Raw genomic sequence first — 26,424 nt, 5'->3', positions numbered from 1 at the left:
AGAAAATGCATTGATTGGTATTCGGATGCTGATACTGATGGAATATTGTATGCTGGCGTTCCTTACCAATTTACTCGGCCTTCGTTGCTATTAAGCCTTACCCATTTCAAGCCTAGTTTCAGTCTTGCTAAGTAGTTCTGATGTACTTAGCCCAAGAGCTGCTGCCAGTCGGAAAATAGTCAGAAGTGAGGGCTGCTTCCGTCCGGTCTCCAACTGCGACAGAAAAGTGCGGTCCAATCCAGCTTTATCAGAAAGAGCTTCCTGAGATAGCTTTTTCAGTAAACGCAACTCTCTGATTACCATCCCAAATTCTTTAATTGGGTCACCGCTCATAGAAGCGGCAAGCTATCAGGCTAAATTACCTTTATGTTGTTGTCAGTAGTCTACAAGTTGCGTAACTTGCGTCCTCGCTCCAGAGTAATCAGAGGTCGGACGAACCGGCAGTAGCCTTTAAGTTCTGGTGTAAAGTACCCCGATGAGTAGGCCGAAGCTCAGAGAATCACCCGAATCTCACTTGATTCTTTACAATCACGCAGTTCCCAATCAAATTTTGGAGGGCATTATAACTGCACGTGAGGCTCTTGATCCCTACTACCCAACTATTACATGGCCTCAGTGGCACCAGGCCTTTCGAGATATACAGCCTAGCTTACTACTCAATGCCAATCGTGTGACGACTACTTCTCAAGGTCTTACCGAACTGGCCCGCTATTTTGAGACTCGATACCCCTCTACGGTACCACCCCGGCTGCCTACGACTCTTTTGCTCAGTCCCCAGGCTACAGCGCTACCGCCTGAGCTGCCATTGGACTCGCGTCGCCAGATTAAAAAAACATACTCGATGTGTCCAGATGTACTCGAAAGCCTTAATCGAGTGAGTTACTGGCGGCGTATGGCGAAATCATCCTTGATAAACCTAGCTGTGAAACAGTTGATGGCTACTTATTCCGAATCACAGGTTCCCATACCCTTAAACGAGGTCTGATTTCATCTTTCGCTTCTATTGCTTATGACACATTTTTCCCGTTGGCTATCGGGTCACTGATTGCCAGTATCCTGTAGTTGCTCTAATTCTTTTCCAATAACTGAGATACGGGTCGTGCCCAGTACTCCTACTATAGCGGCTGCACGTACCACCAGCACGAGAGTCGATTCGCTCAATGGCATCCCCGGTCATCACTTTGGTGAGTAGTTGAACTCCTTCCCCGGCTTGGTACTCACCAAAGGGTAGTAGACTGGCAACCAGATATATAACTGCCACGAAGACAAACAAGGACAGGTGATTCAGTAATCAATAAAAGTTAATATTATTTATATTATATGTATTTAAGAACGATAGATGCGTGGCTTTTCAGGCCATCGCATATGGGTTAGGGCGGGTCGCCTTGTAGAAGGAAACCATATTTCTGCTGGGACCGGGTATCAAGGGCGTGACTAATACAAACTGGGTAGGAGAGAAAAAATTAGGCCTACTACACCCCGAAGGTGTTACCCTATGAGCCGGCCGATATTCTCGATATCAAGAGCCTTTCGCTAACAAATGCCCAAGTCACTGATGGGGCTGCACGTTTAAAGGGTGAGAATTCATCAAAGGCTTAGTAAATAGAACAAGGTCGAAGCTAACGTCTGTTTTTTAATTCATTAGGAGTAGGTCCTTCAGGGGTAGGAGTATCCTGTAAAGAAGCAATCAGTTTATCAAATTCGGCAATATCACCTTCCACGACCGCAGCCATTTCTTGAGGGAGTAACGAAATAGACTGTTGAAAATGCAACAGATTTTGCTTCGCTTCTATCATCTGCGCACGGGACGATTCCTTCGGAATATAAGAGCTGCATCTCGCACATGCCATGCGGTGTTTGCACTCGTGAAAAAGTGTCAGTGTACAGAAACCATGGCCTAAATCATATAAAAATGCCGGTTCCCCATTGGCAGTTCCGCTGGTAATCGCATCCGGGTTTACAGTCACGGGCACTGTTCTGACGTTCCGACCAAAATAGTCTGCATCGCTGTACGCTTTTGCCATTTTAGTGGGACTGATTTTAGTGTAATGCTGAGTCGCACTGGGTGAACTATGACAAAGCCATTTCTGTAGTTCGAAGAGCGTCATGCCTTCCGGAGCATTATATAATTGTGAAGCAATAGTAGCCCGAGCACGGTGACTGCTTATTCGCCCGCGGGTGTCACTCTCAGGAACACCTGCTTTCTTGCATAGCATTGGAATGATTGCTCCGTTGAGATAACCTGGTGATACGCGTTTCCCACGCCAGACAAATAGGAAATCTACAACCTCTCCCGTCTTGGCATCACATTCCTTTACAGTTATCGGGCGTATTTTCTCCCAGGCCTGAACAGCTGCTCCAACAAGTGGATCAACCGGTTTGGATGAGGCGGTAGCACTTTTACCTGTGGGAACATCCAGATAACAGACCATTTTTACGCTTTCGGGTGCGATAGACAAATCTCCTTGGGCAGGTGTCTGCAAGCGGGTACAGCCTAGCCGCAACCGTTGAATCTCATTAACCCGCAGGCCTCCAAACAGCCATACCATAGTGATGGCATATACTAATTCAAAAGGATACCATGATTCGTGAAGGCCGGATGATGTATAACGGAATCCGTTTGCTGAAAGCTGGGGCATGTCAGCTTTCGTGAGATTGAGGCCGGCGTGCATCAGTTTGGCCCAGTAGTCATCTGCTATTACCCGGGGGGCCGGGCCTCGCATCCGAGCTATGTTACGCGGAAGTGCCAAGTCACGTCGGGGATTAAACGTAACAGGCAGCCATCCCCAGTCTTGGCAATCGATGAAGAAAGCGCGAATAGCACCTAAGATTATGGCTTTACCGTTCGGGGTAAGTGGCTTGCCTTTTTTCCATTCTGCAAGGGGAGAATTCTCATGGCCCCATTCACCAACTGTCATGCGGTCTACAGCAGCTACGTAGGCAATAGATACATCACGAGTCCATTGTGCCGGGCTATCGCAAGATGGGTAAGTTGCTGCAAACCATCTACCAGCTTTCGCTACCATAATCCGTACATGATTGCGTGTAATAAGAGCGTTAGTAGAAGTAGCATGCCATCGCTGGATCCAGAAAAGCCACTCAGCCGGAATGTTATCATCTACGCCTACCTGTACCTTGTAAGGGCCATCTATACGCTTTAAGGAGCGGGGGACAATATGTAAATTGTGCAAAACACGGGATAGTGGACTGCACGCACGTCGCGCAGCGCCCTGACGCTTTTCCTGTAACTGGTGTAAGACAGGCATTGACAAGTCATTCAGGATGGGATTGTGGTTCAGTAGGATAGCCTCGCATATCAGCGTCGGTAGATGCGTCTTAATTATACACTTTCCTAAGCCGAGTCGTGCGGCTTCTGTCTGAACAGAAGTAATAGCATGCTGTACAGGCTCATCACCAAACATTGCTCTAGCAAACATCTGTGGATTGAACTCTGCCACTTTAATTAAAATATTTCTATTATATAGAAGATAAGCGCAAGCCAGTAATGTGTGTCGCACCGCGATTTTTTTATTGTGTCCACATTCCTTGTAATCTTTGGCCGTGCCGCCGACAAGCTCCAGCCACTCTTGTTCGCCCCATGACCAGAAACTGGTCTGCCGTTGATACATGGCCAGCAGAACGTACGCAACCGTGGTGCGCTGAACCTGTAATTTATTTCTGTAACCAAAATGTTCCAGAGCAGCTAACAGGGGTTGTATCAGTCGTTGTAAAGGCTGCTCAACTTTCAACCGGCTTATATAAGGAAGATTCCATACTTCAACCCATGCAGTAAGGGCTGTCTTTTCCGAATTAGTAAGAGCTGTTGACCTGTCAAATAAATCCATAGCGAAAGGCCAGGGCTTTATTTTATTTGTTCCGGGAGTGAATAAGGCCCTGATGCCGCTCATAATGGTAGATTATTTATAGTTGCAGTCCGCCAGATGTGGATGGCATTCATACCTTTAGATACTTTATCGGCCAGTTCGCGGCCACTCAGATGGATATATAAAGTAGTGGTATCCAATGACTTGTGTCCGGCAAATGTTGCGATTTCATGTAGCTCCAGGCCTGCGCGGGCCAAGTCTGTCAGGCGCAGATGCCGTAGGGTGTGGGTAGTGAATTGTGATACTCCGGCACGGGCAGCTATTGCATGCACAACCTTCGACCATGTCCATTTGGTCAGCGGGCTGCCCTCATTCCGATGTGATTCAGATAGAAAAAGCAGCCCACCTTGTTTGGTTGTTTTAAATCGCTGGCGCAGGTACATAGCATAGAGCTGGCCGGTTGCTTCTGAATAATGTACTACCCGGCTACGGCGGGTCTTGCTGGTTTCTGCCCGTAGTGTAATCAGCCGGTAAGGGATGTCGAAGTCACCTGTATGGAGCAGGCAGAGTTCTTCCCGGCGCAACGCCCCGTCATAAGCCAGCGCCAGCATCAGGCGGTTACGTAATGGCTCCACATCTGTAGCGGTTACGATGTTCTGCCATTGTTCCTCGTCCGGAATCCAGGGGAGTCGCTTATGATGAGGTAGCAAGCCCCTGCGGGAACCGGCGAAGCCTTTATTAACTGTGTAAACACCGCGCTTGATAGGGTTATCGTCACGTAGCTGCTCTTCTACCAGATAATCGTAACATAAACGCACAGCTACCAGTCGTTGCCGCATTGTAGCATTGGCAAGGCCTTGCTGAACGCCCCCTTTTCCAACCGGCCTTGAAGCCATATTATGCACGTAGGCAGCAATATGCTCGCGTTGAGCTACGGAGAAATCCACCTCAAGTGATCGGCAGAAATCAGCATAATCCAGCAGCGCCCGTGCATAGGCATCAATCGTGGCGGGAGCTAGCCCCTGATGGAACTGTATAGTCAGCCACTTGCTCAGTTGAGGATGAAGAAATAATCTAGGGAATCGCTCTTGGAGAGTCTGTTTCATAAGATGCAAAATAAAGGTGTACTTTACCGTTATAATGCATGTAATATAAGTTTAATTTTTATTAAGATAAAATACTGGAAAACAGTGTTATTATATAGAATCAAGGATTGGGTGTGAAAAACAAGTAATTTGTACTCTGTAAGCGCAAGGGCTGAGAGTGAGGGGAGAAAACCTGTGTTTATATAGGCACAAGGTTAACTTCTCTCAAGCTAGGTATAAAGGTTATTCCACGTAACTTGCGACACTTCCCAGCGGGCTAGCGGGCGCACCTTCAGCCCCACATAAAAGCCGCTCTCGTTAATGTTGCGGGTGTTTTCGCTCAGCGCATTGCCGTAAAAAGCGTGAAAATCAGCATCGTAATGGCGTACAAGTACCGAGGCGTCTACGCTAGGCCCCAGGCTGGCCAGCAGGCCATTCACGGTGCCCAGGCCGCCGCCGCTGCTGCGCCCACTCTCGCCAAAAAGCAGCAGGTTGCGCCAGCCGTAGCTGTAGTGCGCTCCAAAAGCCAGGTTGTTCTGACCGTTGAATTCGTAGCGATTGTAGGGCTCGCTGCGCTTCTGAAAGGCCATGCCGTAGTGCGTGCCCACCGCCGTGAAGCCCAGCGCCAGGTTGCCATCGGCGCTGAGATAGCCGAGGTGGCCGCCGCCCACGGTTTCACTCAGGCGCTGGCGGTTGGCAATTTCGGTGGCCGTGCGGTGCAGGCCGGTCAGCAGCAGGCTGCTGCTAAACTCATCAAACTGCGCCAGCGAGTCGGTGGCCAGCTGGGCATTGGCATCAATGTTCTTGCGCGAGGCGAAGGCCGTGGCTTCCCAGCGCGGCGTGAGCCGGTAGGTGGCTGCCGCGCCCCGAAAAAACGTGTTTTCGAGCAGCGCCGCGTAGGGCCGCACCCCTAGCGAGGCCCGGCGCAGGTTGGTTATGGTTTCGGCGCCTTTGCCTTGGGCTAGCCCCGACGACAGTAAAAGCCCCTGCCCGAATTGCAATTGGTAATCGTCCAGCGCCAGCGTTTTCAGCCGCCCCTGCTCGTGCAGCACGAAGTGGGCCGATAAGAAATCGGGCCCGAACTGGTTCTGGCCCGGCCGCCAGGCCAATGGCTCGCCCGCGTCTTTCTCGGCCGTAAAGCCCAGGCTGAAATCGTGGGCGTGGCTCACGCGGTAGCGCAGGGCCAGGGCATCGGGCGAGCCCAGGTAGCGCAGCGTGGGCCGGCCCTGAAAGGTATCAACTGCCGAGTAGCCTTTGCGCTGCTGCAGCACCCGCTCGTAGCGCAGTAGCACGGCATTATTCTCTTCATTTTTGATGCGTTGCCACAGCGGGCCGCGCGCCGAGTTGGGGCTAGGGTTGGCCACCGTCACGAAGGGGGCCACGCGCTCGATGGTGCGCACTTCCCACTCGGGCACGGCTTGCAGCTCGTAGAGGCTCAGCAGCGGGCCGTTGGCCTGGCGGTATTTCAATAGAGCGGCTACCTGCTTTTCAGTCAGTAGGGGCAGGGCGCGCAGCTCTTCGGGGCTAGCCGTGTTGAGGTTGAGCGGCGACTGGTACAAATTCAGCAGCGTGCCATAGAGGTCCTCGTAGGGAATCTGGTCCGACTGAATTTCGGCAAATAACTCCTGCGCCAGCCGGTCGAGCGCGGGCGCCCGGCGCGGAAACTCCTGGGCCCGGGCGCCGCTCGGAACTAGCAGGCCCGCCAAGCCTAGCACGAGCGTGGCTGCCGCGAAGCCACACGAGGCAGCCCGCTTCATTTCGGCACCTGCGTTTCGGCGACAGCCGCCGCCGAGCCCCACTGCCAGCCCAGGCTGAAATACTGGCTCAGGCCCAGCGCCACGTGCCAGCCGGCCGCGTAGTCGAGCTGAAAATTGCCGGCCCGCACGCCCACGCCGCCCGTGGTCTGCTGGCTCAGGCTGGCGTAGCCCAGGCGCACCGCCACGGCCGGCACTGGCTGGTATTCAATACCCGCTTTCAGGCCCGCGTCGCGCTCCACATCCTTTTCGGCTTCGGCCAGCAGCAGCACCTGCCGGCCGGCGCGGTAGGCTAGCCCGGCGCGCAGCACGGTGGGCACGCGCTCGTCCTGGTAGTCGGCGAGGCGCGCTTGCGTGAGGTTGTAGAGGTGCACGCCCAGCGTGAGGCGCTGCGGCAAAATATCGGCCTGCCCGCCCAGCGAGGCCGCCAGCACCCGGCGGCTGCCCAGGTCCTGAAAGCTCACCTGCAGCGCATCGAGCCGGCCGCCTACGCTCACTACGCCCAGCCGGTAGCCATAGGCCACGCCCAGGCGTACCTCGCTATACAGCACGCCACCAAAGCGTTGGGCCTCTACGCCCACCACGCCCCGGCTAGCCCGGGCGGGCAGGCTGGCGGCGGCCGGCTCCACCTCGCCCAGCGGCAGGGCCACGGCCACGGCCGCCAAGTTGAGGCTCGGAATGAGGTAGCGGTTTTCGAAATAAAGGCCCGCCGTGGGCCGGGTGATGCTGCCCAGCCCGGCCGGGTTATTGGCCACGGCCCACACCTCGCCAGCCAGCGTGGCTGAGGCATTGCCCAGAGCCAGGGCACGCCCGCCGTGCCCGGCCGGGCCGTTGCCCTGGGCCCGCCCGGCCAGCGAAAACCCGCCTAGTAAGAATAGGAAAAAGAGTAAACGCTTGGCCATAGGCACTTCCACTAGCAGGAAAAGCCGAAATATAAGCCTGGTATTGGTAGGAGACTAAAGTATAAGATTAAATTTATTTTCAATCAATTACTTGCTGAAAGAGCTTGACACTTGGCCACTGCTGCCAAGCACGCTTGCCGACTTATTGCCGGATGAGCGGAAAAGCAATGGCAGAGCCCGACGTAATCCAGTGCTTTTAGTGCGGCCTGGTAGCGGGCAGCACCGCGCGGCCCAGAACTGCCTACTCGGAGGCCAGGCCCGCCAGGTAGCTTCCCAGCGTTTGGCCACTCGCTGCTTCGAGCCAGGCAATGCGGGCGTTTACCGAGCCACCGCATATAGCCTCGGCCGCGCGGTTAGGCGAGTCGAACTCGTAGTCTTGGGCAAAGCGTAGCAGGCCTTCGTGGGGCCGCAAAACGCCCGTTTCGACTAGGTGCTGCCGCAGCCGCTGGCCCGCTGCGCTAAAGCTGCCGCTGGCCTGGCCGGCCGTGGAGCCCGCCAGCACCCGCATGGTGCCAGCGGGTAGCCACTGCGCTACGGCCCGAAAACCGGCCTTAGGCCGCGCCAAGACAAAGGTGGGCGCGCCGGGCGCTGCTAAAGCAACCAGGGGCTCGGTTACAACCGGCGCGGCGGCCGGCAGCGGGACCGCCGCCACCCGCCGGGGTTTGCGCGCTGGCGCCGGGGGGGGTAAAGCGGCTGGCGGAACATCTATCGATGGACTGGGCGCGGCGGGCCGCAGGGTATTGCCCGATAAAAAATCCTGCGCTTCGTGCACCGTGATAGTCAGAATCTTGGCGGCTAGCAGCTGCACCATCGCCTGCGGCAAAGACGGGAAGGGCGGCTGCGACACGAGCTTTTGCGCGTCGGGCAGCACATCCTGCATCGCGCGCTCCTTTTTACCGAGTGTCAGGTATGCTTCGGCTTTGTGGCGGGCGCTGTGGTTGCTGATATTGTCGCGGTGCAGGAAGGTGTCAAAATAAGCCGCTACTTCTTCCAGGTCGTCGGTGAGCAAGTCAAACTTGCAGAACAGCTTGTCTTTGAACTCGCCACTCGTGAAAGAATAATAAAACCGCCAGTGCCGGCCGTCGGTGATGAGCGTAAAAAGCGCCGTATGGTCGCGGTTGTAGTCGCGCAGCTGCTTCTCCACCGCGGCCAGGTCTTTGGCGAAGCCGCCCACGCCCTTGCATTCAATAAAGATGGTAGTGGCCTCAAAATCATGCGTGAACAGCGCCAGGTCTACCCGCGTGTGGTCTTCCTTGCGGGTGGCTTTAAACTCGGCATACACCTCGCGCGGGTTCCAGATATCCCAGCCCAGCTGCTGCACAATGCGCGCCACTAGGGCCAGGCGCACATGTTCCTCGTTGTGATAGTCTTTGTTGCGCAGGCGCTGGCGGATATCGGTAAGCGTATCGAGCATGTAGCAGGAAATTATTCTTGCAATATCTGGTGAAATAACCGGCTTGCCAGCTTCGGCAGGCCGGCGCTGCCGGTTTGCCCGGTGGGGGCGAACTTTGCCCCCTAGCTCCAGCCTTTTTATAATATGTTCCGCCGCCTGTTGCTGCTGCTGGTGCGGTTTTACCAGCTCTTTGTTTCGCCGCTCACGCCGCCCAGCTGCCGCTACACGCCCACATGCTCGGCCTACGCGGCCGAGGCCATTGCCAAGTATGGCGCGTGGCGGGGCGGGCGGCTGGCGCTGCGGCGCATAGGCCGGTGCCACCCCTGGGGCGGGCACGGCTATGACCCGGTGCCCTAGCCCGCCGCGCGGGGCCTAGCCGCGCGGCCAGGCTTTGCCGTACAAGCTGGCCTATGCTAGGTATCTCTCTCCTTATCCGCCCCATGCTGGGCTTTATGCTGCTCTCGTCGGCGTGCTCCTCGGCCGCCGAAGACCACGCCGCCACCGACCAGCCGCAGGCCACGACCCAGACCAAGCCCGGTAAAAAAGGCAAAAAAGGCGGCCACAAAAAAGACAAGGCCGAAGCCCAGGCCAACGGCCTGCGCCGCGTGGGCAAGCTCACCGATGGCATTCTGGAAAGCTCGGGCCTGTGCGCAGCGCCCGAGGCGGGCACTTATTTCACCTTCGGCGACGATGGCCAGCAGCCCACCGTGTGGCGCGTAGATGGCACCGGCCAGCAGGTGGGCCAGTTTACGCTGGGCGCGCCCAACCACGACTGGGAAAGCCTGAGCCGCGACCCAAGCGGCAACTACTACATGGGCGACTGCGGCAACAACAACTCCGACCGCCAGAACCTGGCCATCCTGCGCTTTCGGCCCGCCACGCCCGGCCAGGTCGGTAAAATCAACTTCAAATACCCCGACCAGACCGAGTTTCCGCCCAGCAAAAAGGAGCGCAATTTCGACTGCGAGGCCAGCCTCTGGCACGATGGCCAGGTGTACTTATTCACCAAAGACCGCGCTACCCAGAGCACGTGCAAGGTGTACACGGTGCCCGACCAGCCCGGCAGCTACACCGCCAGGCTCCTCACCAAGCTCGCCATTCCGGGCGAAGTGACTGATGCTACGCTCGCCCCCGACGGGCACCGCCTCGTGCTGCTGGCCCGCCAGGAGCTGTTTATTCTGGATGGCAATTCGTGGGCGGATATCCTGAAAGCGACCCCGCGCCACGTGAGCCTGCAAGGCGCCGGCCAAACCGAAGGCGCTGCCTTCAAAGACCAGGACACGCTGCTCATCACCACCGAGCAGGGCGATGTGTACGAACTCGATTTGTAGGCGAGCCCTAGCGAAGGCCACAAAATAGAAGCCCGCTGCACACCGAGTGCAGCGGGCTTTTGCTTAGGTAAGCGGGCTAGCTAATGGCTGCTACTTGGCCGCCGTGGCGCGGGCGGCGGCTTCTTCCTCGGCCAGGTCGCGCGGGGCGTAGCCGTAGGGGTTTTGAGGGTCTTTGCCGGCGCGCAACAGCACCCACAATCCAATGAGAATGAACGGGATGCTGAGGAGCTGCCCAATGTTGAGGTGGTACTGCGCAATAATGCCGCTCTCCTGCGACACCTGGTTTTCTTTCAGGTACTCGACCAGCACGCGGAAGGTGAACAGCAGCACCACAAACAGGCCAAAGAGCAGGCCGCGCGGCGTGCGCTCCTTGTATTTGTTCCAGAGCCCGTAGAGCAGTACCAGCAGGAAAATGCAGAACAGCGACTCGTAAATCTGGGTGGGGTGGCGGGGCACGGCCATTTCCATGGTGGGCGTGGGCGCAGTGCCGGCGGGCAGCACTTGGGTCTGCTCCTCGCCATTGGGCAGGCGGCTGCGCTGCACTAGGGCCGCTCCTTCGGGCAGAGGCGTCACGGGCGCCTGCAGATGCTCGGTATCGCGCGGAAATACGAAGGCCCAAGGCGCATCGGTGGGCTTACCCACTATTTCGGAGTTCATAAGATTGCCCAGCCGGATGCAGGCGCCCCCGATAGCTACCACAATCACGATGCGGTCGAGCACCCAGAGGTAGTCAAACTTATTGCGGATGCTGAAAATGAACACCGCCAGCAAGATGCCAATGGTGGCCCCGTGCGAGGCCAGCCCACCGTGCCAGATTTTTAGAATCTCGCCCGGGTGCTCCCGGTAAGAGGCCCAGTCGTAGAAAAAAACGTGGCCTAGCCGCGCGCCCAGCACCGTGCCCACCACCATGTAAAAGGTAATGACATCGACCCAGTACGGCCGCACGCCCTCACTTTTGTAGATGTGCGTGAGCACGAACGAGCCGATAACGAAGCCCAGCGCAAACAGCACGCCGTACCAGCGCAGCAGCAGCGGCCCGATTTCGGCAATGATGGGCGAGACGTTCCAAGTAATGTAAGCGAGCGGTGCAGTCATGGGCAGCAAAAAAGAAAGAGGAATCAAAGGTACTTCGGGCGGCGGCGCCCGGCTCGCAAGCCCGCCGGCGCCGGCCCTGCGGGCCGGCCATCAACTAGCGGGTAAGGGCGTGGGGCACCGGGCCAGCCGGGCGGGCGGGCGGCGCGGCGCGCAGGGCCGCGCCATCACCGCTCACGGCCAGTAGCAGGGCGCCTAGCAAGGCGGCGTAGGCCGGGCGGCGCACCCAGCCCGGCAGCCCGGCGCGGGGCGCCCGGGTGGCACTGAGGCGGGCGTGCACCCGCGCGTAGAAGAACGGCTTAGGCTGCGGCTGGTGCCGCAGCTGGCCTAGCAGCGCCTGCCACTCCTCATCGGAGCCGGGGCGCGGGGCAGAGTTAGACATGGCGAGAAGGGGGCTGAAAGTGTTGGCGTAGTGTGTGCCGGGCCCGGTACAACAAGGACTCGACGGCCGCCACGGTGGTGCCGAGCACGGCCGCTATTTCTTCGTAGCTTAGCTCCTGCTCGTGGCGCAGCGTGAATGCCACCTGCTGCTGGGCCGGCAGGCGGCCAATGTGCAGCTGCAACAGGTGCAGCTGCTGCGCACCTTCCAGCAGCGCCTGGGGGTGGGCATGGTCGGGCGGCTCGGGCAGCCCCTGGTTGGCAAAGCCCAGCAGGCTGGTGAAAAACGCGAAGCGCTTGCGGGCCTGCTGGCGCCGCCGGTGCTGCAAGGCCCGCGAGGTGGCCAGCCGGTAGAGCCAGGTGTTGAGCGCCGCCTCGCCCCGAAACCGGCCAATGGTTTGGTACACCTCCACAAACACTTCCTGCGCTACGTCCTCCGCCTCTTCGGCCGAGCGCAGCAGCGAATACGCCGTGCGGTACACCCGGTCCTGGAAGCGCGCCACCAACGTGCGAAACGCGGCCTCGCTGCCCTGCTGAAGCTGGGCTATCAGCTCAGCATCGGCGGCGAGGCCGCTAGCGGCCAGGGGCTCGGCAAGGGTGGCAAGTAGCGGCAGGCTATAAGCCATAAGAATAGGGAGGCGATGGAGGCAGCAGAATGCTTGGGGCGCGGCAGCCCGGCTAGGCCGACCAGCGCTACACAAGCTTAGGTGCCAGCACTTGCAAGAACTTGCGCGGCTTCACTCACTTATTGCCTAAACTGCTGGGCAACAGGCAAAATAAATTGCTTGGCCCGCTGTGTTGCCCTGGCAGCGCCCGCTGCCGCTAGCCTCGCCTGGTGGCTATAGCGCCGCCAGCTCCTCGCCAAAGCCGCCGCTCAAAATGGGAAAGCGCAGCCACGAGCGCGGGTCCACGTTGTAGTCATCGAGGTGAAAGCTGGGGGCGTAGCGCTCGCGCTTCCACTGGTTGCGACTCCATAATTGGTAGAAGCGCTTCACGTAGGCGCGCAGCTGCTCGGGCTCGTAGGTTGGCTCTTCGGCCACGAGCTGGGCTAGCACGGCGGCCGGCGAGAGGCGGTCGTAGAAGGCCAGCCGCTCGATGCGGTTGAGCAGCGCGTAGGGCATCAGGTCGCGCTCGTCGGTTTGCTTGTCGGCCAGCGGGCGCAGCTCGGCGGTGGGCGCTAGGGCATTGACATGGTGCAGAGCTTCGTAGCCGAGCGCCGTTTGGGCCCAGCGCAGCCATTTCTTCACAAAATCCTTGTCGACGCCCGCAATGGGAGAGATGCTGCCGGCCGTGTCGCCATCCATGGTGCAGTAACCCACGCTGGCCTCCGAGCGGTTGGAAGTGGTGATGAGCAGGCAGTTCTGCACGTTGGCCAGCAGCCAGATGCCGGGGGCCCGCACCCGCGCCTGAATGTTTTGCAGGGCCAGGTCGTCGGTTTGCCAGGTTAGCTCGCGGCCTAGCGCGTGCTCAATTTTGCCCACGTAGCCGCGCACCTCTTCGTCAATTGTCCAGTCGAAAAACCGCGCCCCAATACTATCGGCCAGCTCCTTGGCCGAAATAAAAGTGTCGTCAGAAGAATTGACGGTGCCCTGGTAGGCGCAGGTAAGCAAGTGATTGACGAGCTGCTGGTTACTTGTAGTCGGCGTATGGTTTTCCGCTTCGGCAGAGTTGTCTACATCGGTGGCCAACTGAGCGGCCGTGCCGCCCGCGCCCGCCTGCGTCACCGCCGTTTTAGCCGCGTCAAACGCCCCACTACGGCGCTTAAACTCTTCCTCGCCCAATTCGGCCACACCCAGGCGCACCATTTCGGCCACGCCCACAGCGCAGAAGCACGAATCGGCCCCGCCGCTCAGGCTCAGCACGAATCCCCGGCTGCGTGCCTTACGCAGGTAGTCGAAGAGGCCCAGGCTCATGGCCTGGTTTAGCTCGCGGTACTCGTCGGGTTCAGGCAGCGGCACAATGACATCGGCCACTGCGAGCGGCTCGGCAAAATCTACATCCACCCATTCCATACCCACCTCCTTGAAGCTCAGCAACTGGTTACGCTTGAGCAGGTGGCCGTTGCGGGCAATCAGAATTTCTCCATCATAGATGGTACGGCCCGCCTCGTTGCCCAACAGATTGGCGTAGAGGTAAGTACACTTGAATTTGCGCGACCCGTTAAGCACCAGCTTGTAGCGCACATCAGTCTTGCTCATCGCAAAGTGGCTGGCCGAGGGGTTGATAATCAGGTCAACCTTGCCCACGAGGCGGCAGGCCGGGCGCACGTCATCGGGCCGCCAGGCATCCTCGCAAATCTCAAAGCCAAACCGCACGCCCCGGTGCTCAAACGTGAGGTCGCCGAGTGGCCAGCTTTCGCCCTCGTGCGCCACGGTGGTCGTCTCGCCCGCCACCCACGGCACAAAAAAGCGCGTTTCGTAGTGCACCCCGTCGTTGGCCAGAAACTGCTTGGCCGCGAAGCCCAGAATCTGGCCGTCGCGTAGCACGGCGGCTGTATTGTAGGTGCGGTGGGCTAGCCGCACCGGCAGCCCCACCACCACGCAAATACCCTCGGTAAGCGGCCGAATCTGCTGCAAATGCGCTAGGGCCGCCGCTGGCAGCCAGTCGCTCAAAAACAGGTCCTCGCAGTTGTAGCCCGTCAGGCACAGCTCGGGCAGGCACAGCAGCTCCACGCCCTCGGCCTTAGCCTGCGCAATGGCCGCACTGATATTCTGAATGTTATGCCCCCAGTCGAAGGGAATCTGGTTGAGGGCGGCTCCGGCAATGCGCATGGGCAGATGCTATATTAGTGTAGCTTTTTATTGACTGTAACTATGGAAAGAATAATTTTCCTACTGTTAGCAGTAGCTGTTGGTTTTAGCTCCCGTGCCCAAGCCCCTCAATTGGCTAGTAGCAGTCAAGCAAAACCAAAGGTCAAAACAGTTTTTAATCCTGAGATGCTAGCGCTTATGCTTGACAATTCGACGTTGCCAAGCTTAAGGAAGATTTACGGCAAAGCAGTGCAGGTCAAAAAGATAATTCGCAATAAGTATGAGCCGTCTGTCAAAGACACTCTGCTGACCGTTGCTAACAAGATTGATAAACTAGAGATTTTTGCAAATCAATACAATCAGTTTTTGCTGAGCGCCGATGTGACGTCAAAAAAAATGTCTTTTGGACGTGCTATCCGGATAGGCTCATCCAAAGCTGATTTTTGCAAAGCGTATGGGTTGCCTGCCGCCTTCGATGCTTATCAAATCACGGATGAAGGCACTAGTAGCCTATATTTTATATTTAAACAAGGATTGCTAGCTAAGGTAACCTTTGACGCTGGGGGCGTTGAATAAGGTGGACCATTTATACCCCTAGCGCAGTCAGCGCCCGCTCGGCGGCCAGTTGCTCGGCCTGCTTTTTATTGAGGCCCATGCCGGTGGCTATTACTTCATCGCTCAACAGCACGGTGGCCGTAAATTCCATGACGCCGCCCGGCCGGGGCTCGCCGCTCAACTCGTAGCGCACGTCTTTGCCGTGGCGCTGGGCCCACTCGATGAGCTTGCTCTTGTAATTAGAAGTAGTGGTGGTGAGCTTGTTGACGTCTACGAAAGGCTTAATCAGGCCCTTCAGCACAAACTTGCGGGCGGCCTTATAGCCCAGGTCCAGGTACACGGCGCCCACCAGGGCCTCCAGCGCGTTGCCGTTCACCGAGCGCGAGCGGGCCACGCGGTTTTGGGTCGCGTCGAGCTGCACCAGCTTGTCGAGGCCCATTTTGAGGGCGATGGCATTCAGGCTTTCGCGGTTCACGATACGCGAGCGCGTCTCGGTCAGGAAGCCTTCCTGCTCGTAGGGAAATTTCTTGAACAGGTACTCGGCCACCACCGTGCCCAGCACGGCATCGCCCAAAAATTCGAGCCGCTCATTGCTCTGGTGGCGGCCCGCGCCGGGGTCCTGCTTCACCACCGACGAGTGCGTGAAGGCTAGCTGGTATAAGCGCGCATTGTGCGGGTCCTGGCCGATAACGGTGGCCACGGCCTGCCGAAATTGCTTATCGCTGCCCAGCAGCCGCCGAAACAGGCCAAAGAGGGGAAGAGGCATTTTACTTTGCTGTTAGCTGTTAGCGGCAGGCTAGTAGCTTTTTAAAGAACTAAATAGAACGTCATGCTGACGAAGGAAGCATCTCGGCCGCGTCGTCCATCGACCTAGCCAAGATGCCTTTTTCGTCAGCATGACGTTCCAGGGGCTCGCGCCCGGCCTACTCGGCTACCTTGCGGAACACAACCGACGTGTTGTGCCCACCAAAGCCAAACGTGTTGCTGATAGCCACGTTTACGTCGCGCTTTTGCGCCACGTTAGGCGTAAAGTTCAGGTTCTGATTGATTTCCGGGTCGGGCGTGTGCAGGTTAATCGTAGGCGGCACCATGCCGTGCTTGATAGCCAGGATGCTGGCCACCGCCTCGATGCCGCCCGCGCCGCCTAGCAGGTGGCCCGTCATGCTCTTGGTCGAGGAGATGTTGAGCTTGGAAGCATGCTCGCCAAATACGGTTTCGATAGCCTTGATTTCGGCCCCGTCGCCGAGCGGCGTGCTCGTGCCGTGCGTGTTGATGTAGTCAACTTCCTCGGGCGCAATGCCCGCGTCGCGCAGCGCATTGCGCATCACCAGCACCACGCCCGAGCCGCTAGGGTCAGGGGCCGTGATGTGGTAGGCATCCGACGACATGCCGCCGCCGATAACCTCGCAGTACATTTTAGCGCCGCGCGCCTTGGCGTGCTCGTATTCCTCAAGCACCAGCGCGCCCGCGCCCTCGCCCAGCACAAAGCCGTCGCGGTCCTTGTCGTAGGGGCGCGACGCCGACGCCGGGTCGTCGTTGCGCTCGCTCATGGCCTTGAGGGCATTGAAGCCGCCCACGCCCGACTCGGTGATGGCCGCCTCGGAACCGCCCGTCACAATGGCGTCGGCCAGGCCCAGGCGAATGTTGTTGAAAGCCGCAATCAGCGCGTCGTTCGACGAGGCGCAGGCCGAAGTTGTGACGAAATTGGGCCCGCGAAAGCCATTCTTGATGGAAATATTGCCCGACGACGAGTCGGCAATCATGCGCGGAATAAAGAACGGCGAGTAGCGGGGCGTGCCGTCGCCGCGCTCAAACTGAAAGCATTCTTCCTGCAAAGACTTCAGCCCCCCGATGCCCGAGCCCCAGATAACGCCCACGCGGTCTTTGTCCACCCCGTCGAGCAGGCCCGAATCGGCAATGGCTTCGTCGGAGGCGATGACGGCGAACTGCGTAAACAAGTCCATTTTAGGCCCTTGCTTGCGCTCGAAATAATCCAGAGGATTGTAGTCCTTCACCTCGCAGGCAAAGCGGGTTTTGAACTTGGTAGCGTCGAAGCGGGTAATGGGCGCGGCGCCGCTGACCCCATTTACGAGCCCCTCCCAATAGGAAGAGGCAGTTTTACCCAGCGGGGTGATGGCCCCAATACCGGTTACGACGACGCGGCGGATGGACGACATAAGGCAAACGCCGAGTGGGCGGCGTAGTTAGAAAGAAACGAGAGTAGGGTGAAAACAGCAAAACCGGCCGGCGGCGAGCCGGCCGGTATAGGCATTTTTCTTATCTAAGCCCGGCTCCGCTAGGGGAGGCCCGGCGTCAACAGATTACTTGGCGTGCTCTTCGAGGTAGCTTACGGCCTGGCCCACGGTCTGGATGTTCTCAGCCTGGTCATCGGGGATGCTGACGTTGAATTCTTTTTCGAATTCCATAATCAGCTCCACGGTGTCGAGCGAATCGGCACCCAGGTCGTTGGTGAAGCTGGCTTCCGGCGTTACTTCCGAGGCTTCAACACCCAGCTTGTCGATAATGATGGCTTTTACTTTTTCGGCGATTTCAGACATTGCAGTCGTGGTTAAGGGGAAACTTGCCTGCAAAGTAACGCACCTTTTCGCAACTACCCCGCGAAACCCCTCCCCAAGGCACGTACAATATTTTGGCTTACCCCCAAAAAGAGGCTGCCCATGGCCCGCCGAAAGGTGTAGCTTTGCAGTTCGCTCCTCAGCTATGAAAACCTTAACCCTGGAGGCGGAATACGACTGCGACTTTGCCCTGTTTGGCCTCGTGTCCAGCACCCGTGACTATACCCTGGCCTGGAGCCTCAACCGGAGCCTGCGCGCGCGCCTGGTGCGCCAGCCCGATTTTGTGCTGAATCTGGTGCAGCAGGGGGCCTTGGCTTTCAGCTACTACCTCTATGCTACGGAGGTGCTTACCTTGCGCCTGCTGCGCAATCGCGCGGCCCTGCCCTCAACCCTAGCCAAGCCGTTTCTGGCCCCCGACATCCGGGAGTACGACTACCTGCTGCAAGTGCAGGGCGGTGCCGATGAGTGGGCCGGCATCGAGCTGCTCGACCGCCTCACGGCGCTGCCGCTGGTGCAGTATGCCAGCGAATTTGACCCTAACGAATTAAAATACAAAGAAAATCTGATTTTTTAACCACTTTGTGCGGCGGCCGAAGGAGGTCATTATCACGGCCGCCGCGCACTTCTCGCCACCCTGGCGGCGCGCCCGTGATACAGGGCCTTCGCTGCGCGCCGCACCACTCCAATTTGTATGCAACCGTCCCCCGTTTCCTTCAACAAAACCAAAATCGTGGCCACCGTGGGCCCGGCTTCCAACACCTACGAGCGCCTCGGCATGCTCATCCGCGAGGGTGTGGATGTATTTCGTCTCAACTTCTCGCACGGGTCGTATGAGGACCACCTGTCGGTGATTAACACCGTGCGCCGCCTCAACAAGGACATGCGCACCAACGTGGGTTTGCTGCAGGATTTGCAGGGCCCAAAAATTCGCTTGGGCGAGGTAGAAGGCGGTGGCGTGGAAATTAAGCGCGGCGATAAAATAAAGCTGGTGTGCGGCGAGAAGGAAATCAGCACGGCTACGCGCCTGAGCACGATTTACCTGGGCCTGGCCCGCGACGTGAAGCCCGGCGACCAGATTCTCATCGACGATGGCAAGATTGAGCTGAAGGTGCTCGCCACCGACCGCGACCAGGAAGTGGACGTAGAAGTTATCTACGGTGGCCTCGTGAAGCCCCGCAAGGGCATCAACCTGCCCGATTCGGAGGTTTCGGCCCCTAGCATGACGGAGAAGGATATCGAAGACCTCAAATTTGGCATGGAGCACGATGTGGACTGGATTGCCCTGAGCTTTGCCCGCAAGGCCGATGATATCCGCTTCATCAAAAACCTGATTGCCGAAGCTGGAAAAACCACCCGTGTGGTGGCCAAAATTGAGACGCCTGACGGCCTGCGCAACATCGACGAAATCATTGCCCTTACCGATGCCGTGATGGTGGCCCGCGGCGACCTCGGCGTGGAGGTGAAGATGGAGGAGGTGCCGATGGCCCAGAAGATGATTATCGAGAAGTGCAACAAGGCCGGCAAGCCCGTTATCGTAGCTACCCAGATGATGGAGAGCATGATAACGGCCCCGCGCCCCACCCGCGCCGAAACCAGCGACGTGGCCAACGCCGTGCTCGATGGCGCCGATGCCGTAATGCTGTCGGCCGAAACCGCCGTAGGCCAGTACCCGGCCGAGGTTATCCGCTCGATGGTAGCCACCATCCTGAGCGTGGAAACCCGCAGCCCCAAGCTATTCTACAAGTGGTGGCCCGTAGACGCAACCGCACCCACTTTCGTGGAAGACAGCATTTTGTCGGCCTCGTGCCACTTGGCCAAGAATACCTCGGCGCGCGTTATCACGGGCCTCACGGGTAAAGGCTACACGGCTTTCCAGCTGGCTAAGTACCGCCCCAAAGCGGATATCTTCATCTTCACCGATAACCGGCCGCTGCTTACCGTGCTAAGCCTCGTGTGGGGCGTGCGCGGTTTCTACTACGACCGCTTTAATAGCACCGATAGCACTATCGCGGATATTAAAAACATCCTGACTACCACCGGCAACCTCAACGCGGGCAACGTGTTCATCACAACGGGCTCAATGCCCATCAGCGACCGCGGCCGGGCCAACATGGTGAAAGTAAGCGTAGCGTAGCCTGGCCCGCAGCTTTAACGGATGAAACGGATTGCGTAGATACGCCCACCTTGTGGACTGCCTAGGTAATAGCTAGGGTCGTTTTATTCTTGCTAATTGAGCAAATAAAGAGCAGGCCGCTCCCATTGGGAGCGGCCTGCTCTTTATTGTGATGCATAATCCAACAGTCAATGCCCCCGATGGTAGATGACAATGGAGTAGGGTAGGGCAAGGCAGAAGAACGCAACTAGCCTAGCCAGCCCACGAAGCTGACATAGCCGCGCAATCCATTTCATCCGTTAACTCTGCGGCCAACGACAAAAAGCCCTGCTGGCGATAGCAGGGCTTTCTGGTGATGAGCGCGGGACCGAACGGTGGGGCGGCAGAGTTCGGCCCCGCTAGACTCGTCTCGCGCTAAAGCGCGTTAACGAGTTTTGTCAGCTTGCTCTTGTTGTTAGCAGCTTTGTTTTTGTGGATGATGTTCTTCTTGGCCAAGCGGTCCAGCATCGACGATACTTTCTTCAGCAGCTCCTGAGCGGCCGATTTATCAGTGGTGTCGCGCAGCTTCTTGATGGCCGTGCGAGTAGACTTGTGCTGGTAGCGGTTTAGTACGCGCTTCGCTTCGTTGCTGCGGATGCGCTTAATAGCCGACTTATGGTTTGCCATGACAAAAAAGAAAATTCTATAGAAGACAGCCGGACGGCTGCGGTTTTCGCGTTTGGGAGGGCAAAGGTAGGAAATAAAACCAGGATTTCCCAGCGCTTTAGCGAATAAAATTCTTGAGCAATGTTAGCTCTTCGGCAGGCTCTTGGGGCCAGCTACTAGGCCATCTTTGTGGCTTCCGGCCAGGCTAGCGCCCGTTTATTGGACATATTTGGCGCTGCGTTTGCTGCCTGCTAGGTCAGGTCTGCCAGCTATTATTCGCGCTATTTTATGCCGCTTCTTTCTACTTCGGCCTACCGCCCGGCCGCGCTGCTGGCCAACGGGCACCTGCAAACCATTGCGGCCAGCACCCTGCGGCGGGTGCCGGAAGTGCGCTACCAGCGCGAGCGGCTGGAGCTGCCCGATGGTGATTTTGTCGACCTCGACTGGTCGCTGGCGGGCCGCGAGCCGGCGCTTCGGCTCGGCATTATCTCGCACGGGTTGGAGGGCGACAGCAGCCGGCCCTACGTGCGGGGCATGGCCCGGGCACTCAACCAGGCGGGCATCGATGCGCTGGCCTGGAACTACCGCGGCTGCGGCGGTGAAACCAACCGCCTGCTGCGCGCCTACCACCTCGGCGATACCGACGACCTGGCGGCGGTGATAGCGCACGCGGTGGATGTAAAACACTACCCGGAAATTTTTTTGACCGGCTTCTCGGCCGGCGGCAACGTGACGCTTAAGTATTTGGGCGAGAATGCCGCCAGGGTGCCCGCGCCGGTGCAGCGCGCCGCCGTGTTTTCGGTGCCTACCGACCTCAAGGCAAGCTCGGTACACATCGGGCGCTGGCAAAATCAGCTTTACCTGCGGCGCTTTATGAACTCGCTCAAGGAAAAAATGCGGGTGAAAAACGCGCATTTGCCCGGCCAGCTCGACCTGACGGAGCTAAACCAGTTGCGCGATTTTCCGCAGTTTGATGAGCGTTATACCGCGCCGCTGCACGGCTTCGCCTCGGCCGACGATTACTATGAGCAGGCGGCATCGGGGCGCTACCTGGGCGGCATTCGCCTGCCCACTTTACTGGTCAATGCCCTGAACGACCCCTTTTTGCCCGCTAGCTGCTTCCCGCGCGAAGCGGCGGCAGCCAGCCAGTTTTTCTTTCTCGAAACGCCCGCTGGCGGCGGGCACGTGGGCTTCAACGAGGGCGGCCCGGCGGGCACCTACTACTCGGAGCGGCGGGCAGTAGACTTTTTCACCCGCGCGGTGCCGGGCTAGGGCAGGGGCTAACGCACAAAAGCGCGCCGCTCTCCAACAGTGGGAGGCGGCGCGCTTTTGTGCGTAGGCTACTAAGAGCTTACAGCTGCGGCGGCGAGGTGGCCTCGACGGCGGAGAAAGTTTCGAGAATCTTGTAGGTGTGCGACGCACCCTGAGGTACGAAGTAGGAAATGCCGGGTTCTAAGGCCGTTACCTTGCCTTCGATATGCAGCTCGGCGCGGCCTTTTAGTACGTAGCCCACGGTTTCGTAGGGGCGGTTGCTGAGGGGCTTGGGCTCGGCGGGCTCTTCATTTTCCCAGAGGCGCAGGGCTACGTGCTGGCCGGCGGCCAGGTGCTTGGCGCCGTCGGCGCCGGGGGTGGCCGATGCGGCATTTACATTTGAAACAGACATGATAGAGAAGGAATAAAATAGGCGCCGCCGGGCAGCGCATCAGGAAAAGGAATTTGGCGGTGACAGCCGTAAGCTGCTGGCCTGTGCAGCTAACGGCTAGGCCCGCCGGCCGGTTGTGCGCCAGCCCGCCGAAAACCTTCGGGCCAGCCGCCCGGTTAAGAAACCTGTGCCGCTGCCAAGGCTGTAGCTTGCCGGCCATTTTTCGTTTCTAGCCCATGATTCTGCCGTGTCCGCCGCTGCCCTCGAAACGTTTGCTGAGCAATTGGCACGGGCGCACGCGGCCGTGCCCTCGTCGCTGCCCGGGCCCGCTTTCTGCGCGCTAGCCGAGCAGGTGCTGGCGGTGCTTTTTCCGGAGCGCGCCGCCCGGCCCCTAGCGGGTACCGATGCCATTGCCGCCACCCTCTACCACTTGCAGGCCGAGCTTACGGCCCTGCTAGCCCAGGTGCCAACCCTGGCCGTGGCCCCCGCCGCCTTGGCTGCCGACTTATTTAACGGCCTGCCGGCCCTGCGTACGGCCCTGCTGCTCGATGCCGAAGCTACGCTGGCCGCCGACCCCGCCGCCCAGGACCTGGGCGAAATCCTGAGTACCTACCCCGGGTTTTACGCTACGGCCCTGCACCGGCTGGCGCACGCGCTGCACCAGCGCGGCGTGCCCCGCCTGCCGCGCCTGCTGAGCGAGTATGCTCACCAGCGCACGGGTATCGACATCCACCCCGGGGCGCGCATTGGCAAGTCGTTCTGCATCGACCACGGCACGGGCATTGTCATTGGCGAAACGGCTGATATTGGCGCGCATGTGCAAATATACCAAGGTGTTACGCTAGGAGCCTTGAGTGTGGCCAAGGCCTTACAGGGGCTCAAGCGCCATCCTACTATTGAAGACCACGTCGTGATTTATGCCAATGCGACCATCCTGGGCGGCAGCACCGTGATAGGCACGCACAGCATAGTGGGCGGCAACGTGTGGCTGACCGAGAGCGTGCCTTCGCATTCGCGGGTGTACCACCGCGCCCAGCTGCACATGGCCCGGCAAGACGACCCGGCCGGCGAACTCATGTTTTCGATTTAACCACTGGATAAGTCGGCTAGCACAAGAGTAAGGTCTTATGCTTACCAATTCATTACTAGTCGCTTTGCCTGTTTATCTATCTCCTGTTCCCCTAAAATCCACCCCATGAAAGCTAATTCCATTCTCGACGCCATCGGCCACACGCCGCTGGTCAAACTCAACAAGCTATTTGCCGCCGAGCGCCCCGACGTGGAGGTGTGGGTGAAGCTGGAGCGCCAAAACCCCGGCGGCTCCATCAAGGACCGCATTGCGCTGAGTATGATTGAGCAGGCCGAAAAAGACGGCATCCTCACCCCCGGCAGCCTGATTGTGGAGCCCACCTCAGGCAATACCGGCGTGGGGCTAGCCCTGGTAGCGGCTGTGAAGGGCTACAAAATCACGCTCGTAATGCCCGAAAGCATGAGCATTGAGCGCCGCCGCCTCATGTCGGCCTACGGCGCCAACCTTGAGCTGACGCCCCGCGAAGGCGGCATGAAAGCGGCCATTGCCAAGGCCCAGGAAATTGTGGACAGCACGCCCGGCGCTTGGATGCCCATGCAGTTCTCCAACGCGGCCAATATTGCGGTGCACGTGGCTACTACGGCCCAGGAAATTCTGGCCGATGCGCCGGAGGGCGGCTTCGACATGCACATCACGGGTGTGGGTACGGGCGGCCACATCACGGGCGTGACGGAGGTGCTCAAACCCAAGTTTCCGCACATGAAAACCTTTGCCGTAGAGCCCGAGCTGTCGCCCGTTATTAGCGGCGGCGCGCCGGGTCCGCACCCCATTCAGGGCATCGGCGCGGGCTTCATTCCGGATAACCTGCACCGCGACCTGCTCGACGGCGTAATTCAGGTGAGCCGCGACGAGGCCTTCGAAATGACGCGCCGCGCCGCCCGCGAAGAGGGCATTTTGTGCGGCATCTCGTCGGGCGCCTCGCTGGCCGCCGTAGCCAAAAAGCTGGCCGAGGTGCCGCAGGGCGGCAAGGTGCTCACCTTCTGCTACGACACCGGCGAGCGCTACCTGTCGGTAGAAGGATTGTTTGTGTAAGTAGCTGATAAAAAGAGAAATAAGCGCCACGAGTGTCGCGCCCCGCTAGCCAGGGGGCGGCGCTTGTGGCGTTTTTTTCGTATCCGGAAGCATGGAAAAAACTGAATCTCCGGCCGGCCACCTGTGGCGCTGGCTGCTGCCGGTGGCCGTACTGGCCTGCCTCTACGTCAATTATATCTACAACGCCCGCCCGCCCGAAGGCGCGCTGAGCAACGGCGAAATGTCGGCCCGGCACCCTACGCTGCTTACGCCGGCGGGCTATGCCTTCAGCATCTGGGGCGTTATTTTTCTGGGGCTGGTGGTGTACACGGTGTGGCAGGCGCTGCCTGCCCAGCACGCTGCCCGCCTGCCGCTAGCCCTCAATAAGCTATTGACGCTGGCCGTGCTGGCTACTACGGCCTGGACGCTGGTGTTCAGCTACGGGCTCATCAGCGCCAGCCTCACCGTGATGCTGCTGTTGCTGCTGCTGCTGGCCCAGGCCTACGGCCGGGTGCGGCAATTGGTGCTGCTGCGCGCCGTGCCCGGCTGGCCGGTGTGGTTTTTGAGCCTGTACCTGGGCTGGATAGTACTGGCCACGGTGCTCAACTTCATCTTCGGGCTGCGCGACGGCTTTGGCCTGCACTGGCCGGCCGGGGCTAGCCTGGTGGGCTGCTATGCGCTGCTGCTCATTGCGGTAGGCCTGGGGCTAGCCCTGGCCTGGCGCAGCCACGATGTGCGCCTGCCGCTGCCCATAGCCTGGGGCCTGCTGGGCACCTGGATGGCCCAGCGCGCCACGCAGCCGGGACTGGCTACGGCCGCGCTGGGGGCCGCCTCGCTGCTGCTGCTGGGGGCAGTAGTGGTGGGCTGGCGGCGCAGCCAGCAGGTGCTGGCGGCCGGCTAGGGGCGGGGCCCTGGCCTGTACTTTTGCCCTAGCCCACGGTGGGCGCTGTTTTCTCCTTTATTCCCTTCTTTCGATGCGCCAGAATTTTGTTGCCGGCAACTGGAAAATGAACCTCACCCTGCCCGAAGCGCAGGCCCTGACGTCGGAAATTGTGCAGATGCTGCACGACGAGCTTACCGGCCCCCGGCCGCAGGTGGTTATCTGCCCGCCGTTTCCGCTGCTCATGGGTGTGCACCGGCTGCTGGGCGAAGGCGGCAACCCCGCACTAGGGGCCCAAAACTTTCACCAGAAAGAAAGTGGCGCCTACACCGGCGAGGTGTCGGCCCGGCAGCTGCAATCGGTGGGCTGCGAGTACGTGATACTCGGCCACTCGGAGCGCCGCCAGCACTTCCGCGAAGACGACGCCTTGTTGGCCGACAAGCTCAATACGGCTTTGGCCGCTGGCCTGAAGCCGATTTTTTGCGTGGGCGAAAGCCTCGAAACCCGCGAGGCCGACGAAACCTTCGACTTCATTGGCCAGCAGCTGGCCGATGGCCTTTTTCACCTCAGCAAAGAAGATTTTGGCAAGGTGGTGATTGCCTACGAGCCCATCTGGGCCATTGGCACCGGGCGCACGGCCAGCAGCGCGCAGGCGCAGGAGGTGCACGCCTTCATTCGAGCGCAGGTGGCCGCGGCCTACGACCAGGCCACGGCCGACAACACGACTATTCTTTACGGCGGCTCGTGCAACGCCCAGAACGCCCGCGAACTCTTCAGCCAAGCCGATGTCGACGGTGGCCTCATCGGCGGCGCGTCGTTGAAATCGCGCGATTTTGTTGAAATTGTAAAGTCCTTTTAGCTGGCTGGCACTGCATAAAGGACGAATTGTATTTTAGGCCGAATTATTGCCTTAACCGGCTGGCTTGGTGTTATAAATTCTGGTTCATCCTCTTACGCAGCTACCCCGTGCTATCTTTTTTTCTCTCCTTTTTGCTGTTTTTCGCGTCGCCTTCTGCAGGTAGCGCCGCCAGCCGGCCGGGTAGGGCCCTAGCGCACCCGGCCGGCTCGGTAGAGCCGTGCAAAATCTACGGCTCCATTTACCTCGAAAACGACCCGCGCCGCGCCAACTCGTGCTTCGCGGTGGTGTATGTCGAGCCCGAGCAGGCGTTTGCCGACGTGCTGGTTTTCAACGAAACCAACAAGCTCTTTGCCGACAAGGCGGGCCTGTGGTGCCCGGCCGAAAACCGGGAGTTTGCCGACTACACCCTGTACGTGACCACCGACCGCAGCCGGGCCGATTTTGCCATTCACTATACCAAAGTGCGCTCGTTTGCGGGCTGCAAGCAGTAGCCGCCGTTGTGCGGCGGGCGCTACTTCGCACCTGCGAGGTGGCCCAGCCCAAG

The 26,424-nt window shown here is 58.9% G+C and carries 26 protein-coding genes; 11 read left to right on the top strand and 15 right to left on the bottom strand.

Annotated features, from left to right (window positions below; translation table 11 throughout):
- Nucleotides 1-90: 90 nt before the first annotated feature.
- The 6 genes from Q5H89_RS19695 to Q5H89_RS19670 form a co-directional block, all read right to left on the bottom strand.
- Nucleotides 91-303 carry a helix-turn-helix domain-containing protein gene (locus Q5H89_RS19695; protein ID WP_305021139.1) on the bottom strand — a complete coding sequence of 71 codons (213 nt, stop codon included), beginning with the start codon at nucleotides 301-303 and terminating at the stop codon, nucleotides 91-93.
- Nucleotides 304-1,619: 1,316 nt separating this feature from the next.
- Complete coding sequence (locus tag Q5H89_RS19690) at nucleotides 1,620-3,845, bottom strand: tyrosine-type recombinase/integrase (protein WP_305021061.1); 2,226 nt, start codon at nucleotides 3,843-3,845, stop codon at nucleotides 1,620-1,622.
- 59 nt (nucleotides 3,846-3,904) lie between these two features.
- Nucleotides 3,905-4,930, bottom strand: coding sequence for a tyrosine-type recombinase/integrase (locus tag Q5H89_RS19685; protein WP_305021060.1), 1,026 nt, complete (start codon nucleotides 4,928-4,930; stop codon nucleotides 3,905-3,907).
- Nucleotides 4,931-5,139: 209 nt separating this feature from the next.
- Nucleotides 5,140-6,666 carry a helix-hairpin-helix domain-containing protein gene (locus tag Q5H89_RS19680; RefSeq protein ID WP_305021059.1) on the bottom strand — a complete coding sequence of 509 codons (1,527 nt, stop codon included), beginning with the start codon at nucleotides 6,664-6,666 and terminating at the stop codon, nucleotides 5,140-5,142.
- Complete coding sequence (locus Q5H89_RS19675) at nucleotides 6,663-7,565, bottom strand: hypothetical protein (RefSeq protein ID WP_305021058.1); 903 nt, start codon at nucleotides 7,563-7,565, stop codon at nucleotides 6,663-6,665. The genes Q5H89_RS19680 and Q5H89_RS19675 overlap by 4 nt, the downstream gene beginning before the upstream one ends.
- Nucleotides 7,566-7,806: 241 nt before the next feature.
- Nucleotides 7,807-8,979, bottom strand: a complete 1,173-nt coding sequence (locus Q5H89_RS19670) for a DUF4357 domain-containing protein (protein ID WP_305021057.1) — start codon at nucleotides 8,977-8,979, stop codon at nucleotides 7,807-7,809.
- Nucleotides 8,980-9,102: 123 nt separating this feature from the next.
- Between Q5H89_RS19670 and yidD the strand changes: the two genes are divergently transcribed.
- Together yidD and Q5H89_RS19660 are read left to right on the top strand one after the other, a co-directional pair.
- A complete protein-coding gene (yidD, locus tag Q5H89_RS19665) occupies nucleotides 9,103-9,315 on the top strand; it encodes a membrane protein insertion efficiency factor YidD (protein WP_305021056.1) in 213 nt (70 codons plus the stop codon).
- Between the two features lie 53 nt (nucleotides 9,316-9,368).
- Nucleotides 9,369-10,289, top strand: a complete 921-nt coding sequence (locus tag Q5H89_RS19660; RefSeq protein ID WP_305021055.1) for a hypothetical protein — start codon at nucleotides 9,369-9,371, stop codon at nucleotides 10,287-10,289.
- Nucleotides 10,290-10,379: 90 nt separating this feature from the next.
- Here Q5H89_RS19660 and lgt read toward each other — a convergent pair whose 3' ends face one another.
- The 4 genes from lgt to nadE all read right to left on the bottom strand — a co-directional run bounded on the left by lgt (nucleotide 10,380) and on the right by nadE (nucleotide 14,530).
- Nucleotides 10,380-11,384 carry a prolipoprotein diacylglyceryl transferase gene (lgt, locus tag Q5H89_RS19655; protein WP_305021054.1) on the bottom strand — a complete coding sequence of 335 codons (1,005 nt, stop codon included), beginning with the start codon at nucleotides 11,382-11,384 and terminating at the stop codon, nucleotides 10,380-10,382.
- Between the two features lie 94 nt (nucleotides 11,385-11,478).
- A complete protein-coding gene (locus Q5H89_RS19650; protein WP_305021053.1) occupies nucleotides 11,479-11,763 on the bottom strand; it encodes a hypothetical protein in 285 nt (94 codons plus the stop codon).
- A complete protein-coding gene (locus Q5H89_RS19645; protein WP_305021052.1) occupies nucleotides 11,756-12,385 on the bottom strand; it encodes an RNA polymerase sigma factor in 630 nt (209 codons plus the stop codon). The genes Q5H89_RS19650 and Q5H89_RS19645 overlap by 8 nt, the downstream gene beginning before the upstream one ends.
- Before the next feature lie 213 nt (nucleotides 12,386-12,598).
- Nucleotides 12,599-14,530: an NAD(+) synthase gene (nadE, locus tag Q5H89_RS19640; protein ID WP_305021051.1), complete on the bottom strand. Its 1,932-nt coding sequence runs from the start codon at nucleotides 14,528-14,530 to the stop codon at nucleotides 12,599-12,601.
- Between the two features lie 42 nt (nucleotides 14,531-14,572).
- Between nadE and Q5H89_RS19635 the strand changes: the two genes are divergently transcribed.
- Complete coding sequence (locus Q5H89_RS19635; RefSeq protein ID WP_305021050.1) at nucleotides 14,573-15,085, top strand: hypothetical protein; 513 nt, start codon at nucleotides 14,573-14,575, stop codon at nucleotides 15,083-15,085.
- Nucleotides 15,086-15,095: 10 nt separating this feature from the next.
- On the opposite strand, the gene rnc is transcribed toward Q5H89_RS19635, so the two are convergent.
- The 3 genes from rnc to Q5H89_RS19620 all read right to left on the bottom strand — a co-directional run bounded on the left by rnc (nucleotide 15,096) and on the right by Q5H89_RS19620 (nucleotide 17,622).
- The gene (rnc, locus tag Q5H89_RS19630; protein WP_305021049.1) at nucleotides 15,096-15,830 is read right to left on the bottom strand and encodes a ribonuclease III; all 735 of its coding nucleotides are present in this window, start codon (nucleotides 15,828-15,830) and stop codon (nucleotides 15,096-15,098) included.
- Nucleotides 15,831-15,987: 157 nt separating this feature from the next.
- Nucleotides 15,988-17,241: a beta-ketoacyl-ACP synthase II gene (gene fabF, locus Q5H89_RS19625; protein ID WP_305021048.1), complete on the bottom strand. Its 1,254-nt coding sequence runs from the start codon at nucleotides 17,239-17,241 to the stop codon at nucleotides 15,988-15,990.
- Between the two features lie 144 nt (nucleotides 17,242-17,385).
- Nucleotides 17,386-17,622, bottom strand: a complete 237-nt coding sequence (locus tag Q5H89_RS19620) for an acyl carrier protein (protein ID WP_068229068.1) — start codon at nucleotides 17,620-17,622, stop codon at nucleotides 17,386-17,388.
- A gap of 163 nt (nucleotides 17,623-17,785) precedes the next feature.
- Here Q5H89_RS19620 and Q5H89_RS19615 point away from each other — a divergent pair, with 163 nt between their 5' ends.
- Together Q5H89_RS19615 and pyk are read left to right on the top strand one after the other, a co-directional pair.
- Complete coding sequence (locus Q5H89_RS19615) at nucleotides 17,786-18,214, top strand: IPExxxVDY family protein (protein ID WP_305021047.1); 429 nt, start codon at nucleotides 17,786-17,788, stop codon at nucleotides 18,212-18,214.
- A 117-nt stretch (nucleotides 18,215-18,331) separates the two neighbouring features.
- Nucleotides 18,332-19,774, top strand: a complete 1,443-nt coding sequence (pyk, locus tag Q5H89_RS19610; RefSeq protein ID WP_305021046.1) for a pyruvate kinase — start codon at nucleotides 18,332-18,334, stop codon at nucleotides 19,772-19,774.
- 393 nt (nucleotides 19,775-20,167) lie between these two features.
- Here the strand turns inward: pyk and rpsT are convergent, their stop codons facing one another.
- On the bottom strand, nucleotides 20,168-20,419 hold the full coding sequence (rpsT, locus tag Q5H89_RS19605) for a 30S ribosomal protein S20 (RefSeq protein ID WP_305021045.1): 252 nt from the start codon (nucleotides 20,417-20,419) through the stop codon (nucleotides 20,168-20,170).
- Between the two features lie 267 nt (nucleotides 20,420-20,686).
- Here rpsT and Q5H89_RS19600 point away from each other — a divergent pair, with 267 nt between their 5' ends.
- Nucleotides 20,687-21,670: a YheT family hydrolase gene (locus Q5H89_RS19600; RefSeq protein WP_305021044.1), complete on the top strand. Its 984-nt coding sequence runs from the start codon at nucleotides 20,687-20,689 to the stop codon at nucleotides 21,668-21,670.
- A 79-nt stretch (nucleotides 21,671-21,749) separates the two neighbouring features.
- Here Q5H89_RS19600 and Q5H89_RS19595 read toward each other — a convergent pair whose 3' ends face one another.
- Nucleotides 21,750-22,061: a cupin domain-containing protein gene (locus Q5H89_RS19595; RefSeq protein WP_305021043.1), complete on the bottom strand. Its 312-nt coding sequence runs from the start codon at nucleotides 22,059-22,061 to the stop codon at nucleotides 21,750-21,752.
- A gap of 226 nt (nucleotides 22,062-22,287) precedes the next feature.
- On the opposite strand from Q5H89_RS19595, the gene Q5H89_RS19590 reads away from it, so the two are divergent.
- The 5 genes from Q5H89_RS19590 to Q5H89_RS19570 all read left to right on the top strand — a co-directional run bounded on the left by Q5H89_RS19590 (nucleotide 22,288) and on the right by Q5H89_RS19570 (nucleotide 26,371).
- Complete coding sequence (locus Q5H89_RS19590; protein WP_305021042.1) at nucleotides 22,288-23,130, top strand: serine O-acetyltransferase; 843 nt, start codon at nucleotides 22,288-22,290, stop codon at nucleotides 23,128-23,130.
- 105 nt (nucleotides 23,131-23,235) lie between these two features.
- Nucleotides 23,236-24,162 (top strand): cysteine synthase A, encoded by a 927-nt coding sequence (gene cysK / locus Q5H89_RS19585; RefSeq protein ID WP_305021041.1) that lies wholly within the window; start codon nucleotides 23,236-23,238, stop codon nucleotides 24,160-24,162.
- 91 nt (nucleotides 24,163-24,253) lie between these two features.
- The gene (locus tag Q5H89_RS19580) at nucleotides 24,254-25,042 is read left to right on the top strand and encodes a tryptophan-rich sensory protein (protein ID WP_305021040.1); all 789 of its coding nucleotides are present in this window, start codon (nucleotides 24,254-24,256) and stop codon (nucleotides 25,040-25,042) included.
- A gap of 73 nt (nucleotides 25,043-25,115) precedes the next feature.
- Nucleotides 25,116-25,880, top strand: coding sequence for a triose-phosphate isomerase (gene tpiA / locus Q5H89_RS19575; RefSeq protein WP_305021039.1), 765 nt, complete (start codon nucleotides 25,116-25,118; stop codon nucleotides 25,878-25,880).
- 107 nt (nucleotides 25,881-25,987) lie between these two features.
- Entirely contained in the window at nucleotides 25,988-26,371 is a 384-nt protein-coding gene (locus Q5H89_RS19570) for a hypothetical protein (RefSeq protein WP_305021038.1), read from the top strand.
- The last annotated feature ends 53 nt before the right edge of the window (nucleotides 26,372-26,424 follow it).

Origin of the sequence: Hymenobacter cheonanensis (assembly GCF_030581075.1) — a bacterium.
In the GTDB taxonomy this organism is placed as follows: domain Bacteria; phylum Bacteroidota; class Bacteroidia; order Cytophagales; family Hymenobacteraceae; genus Hymenobacter.
Note: the sequence above shows the minus strand (reverse complement) of the source record. Positions and strands in the feature narration are given on the sequence as shown.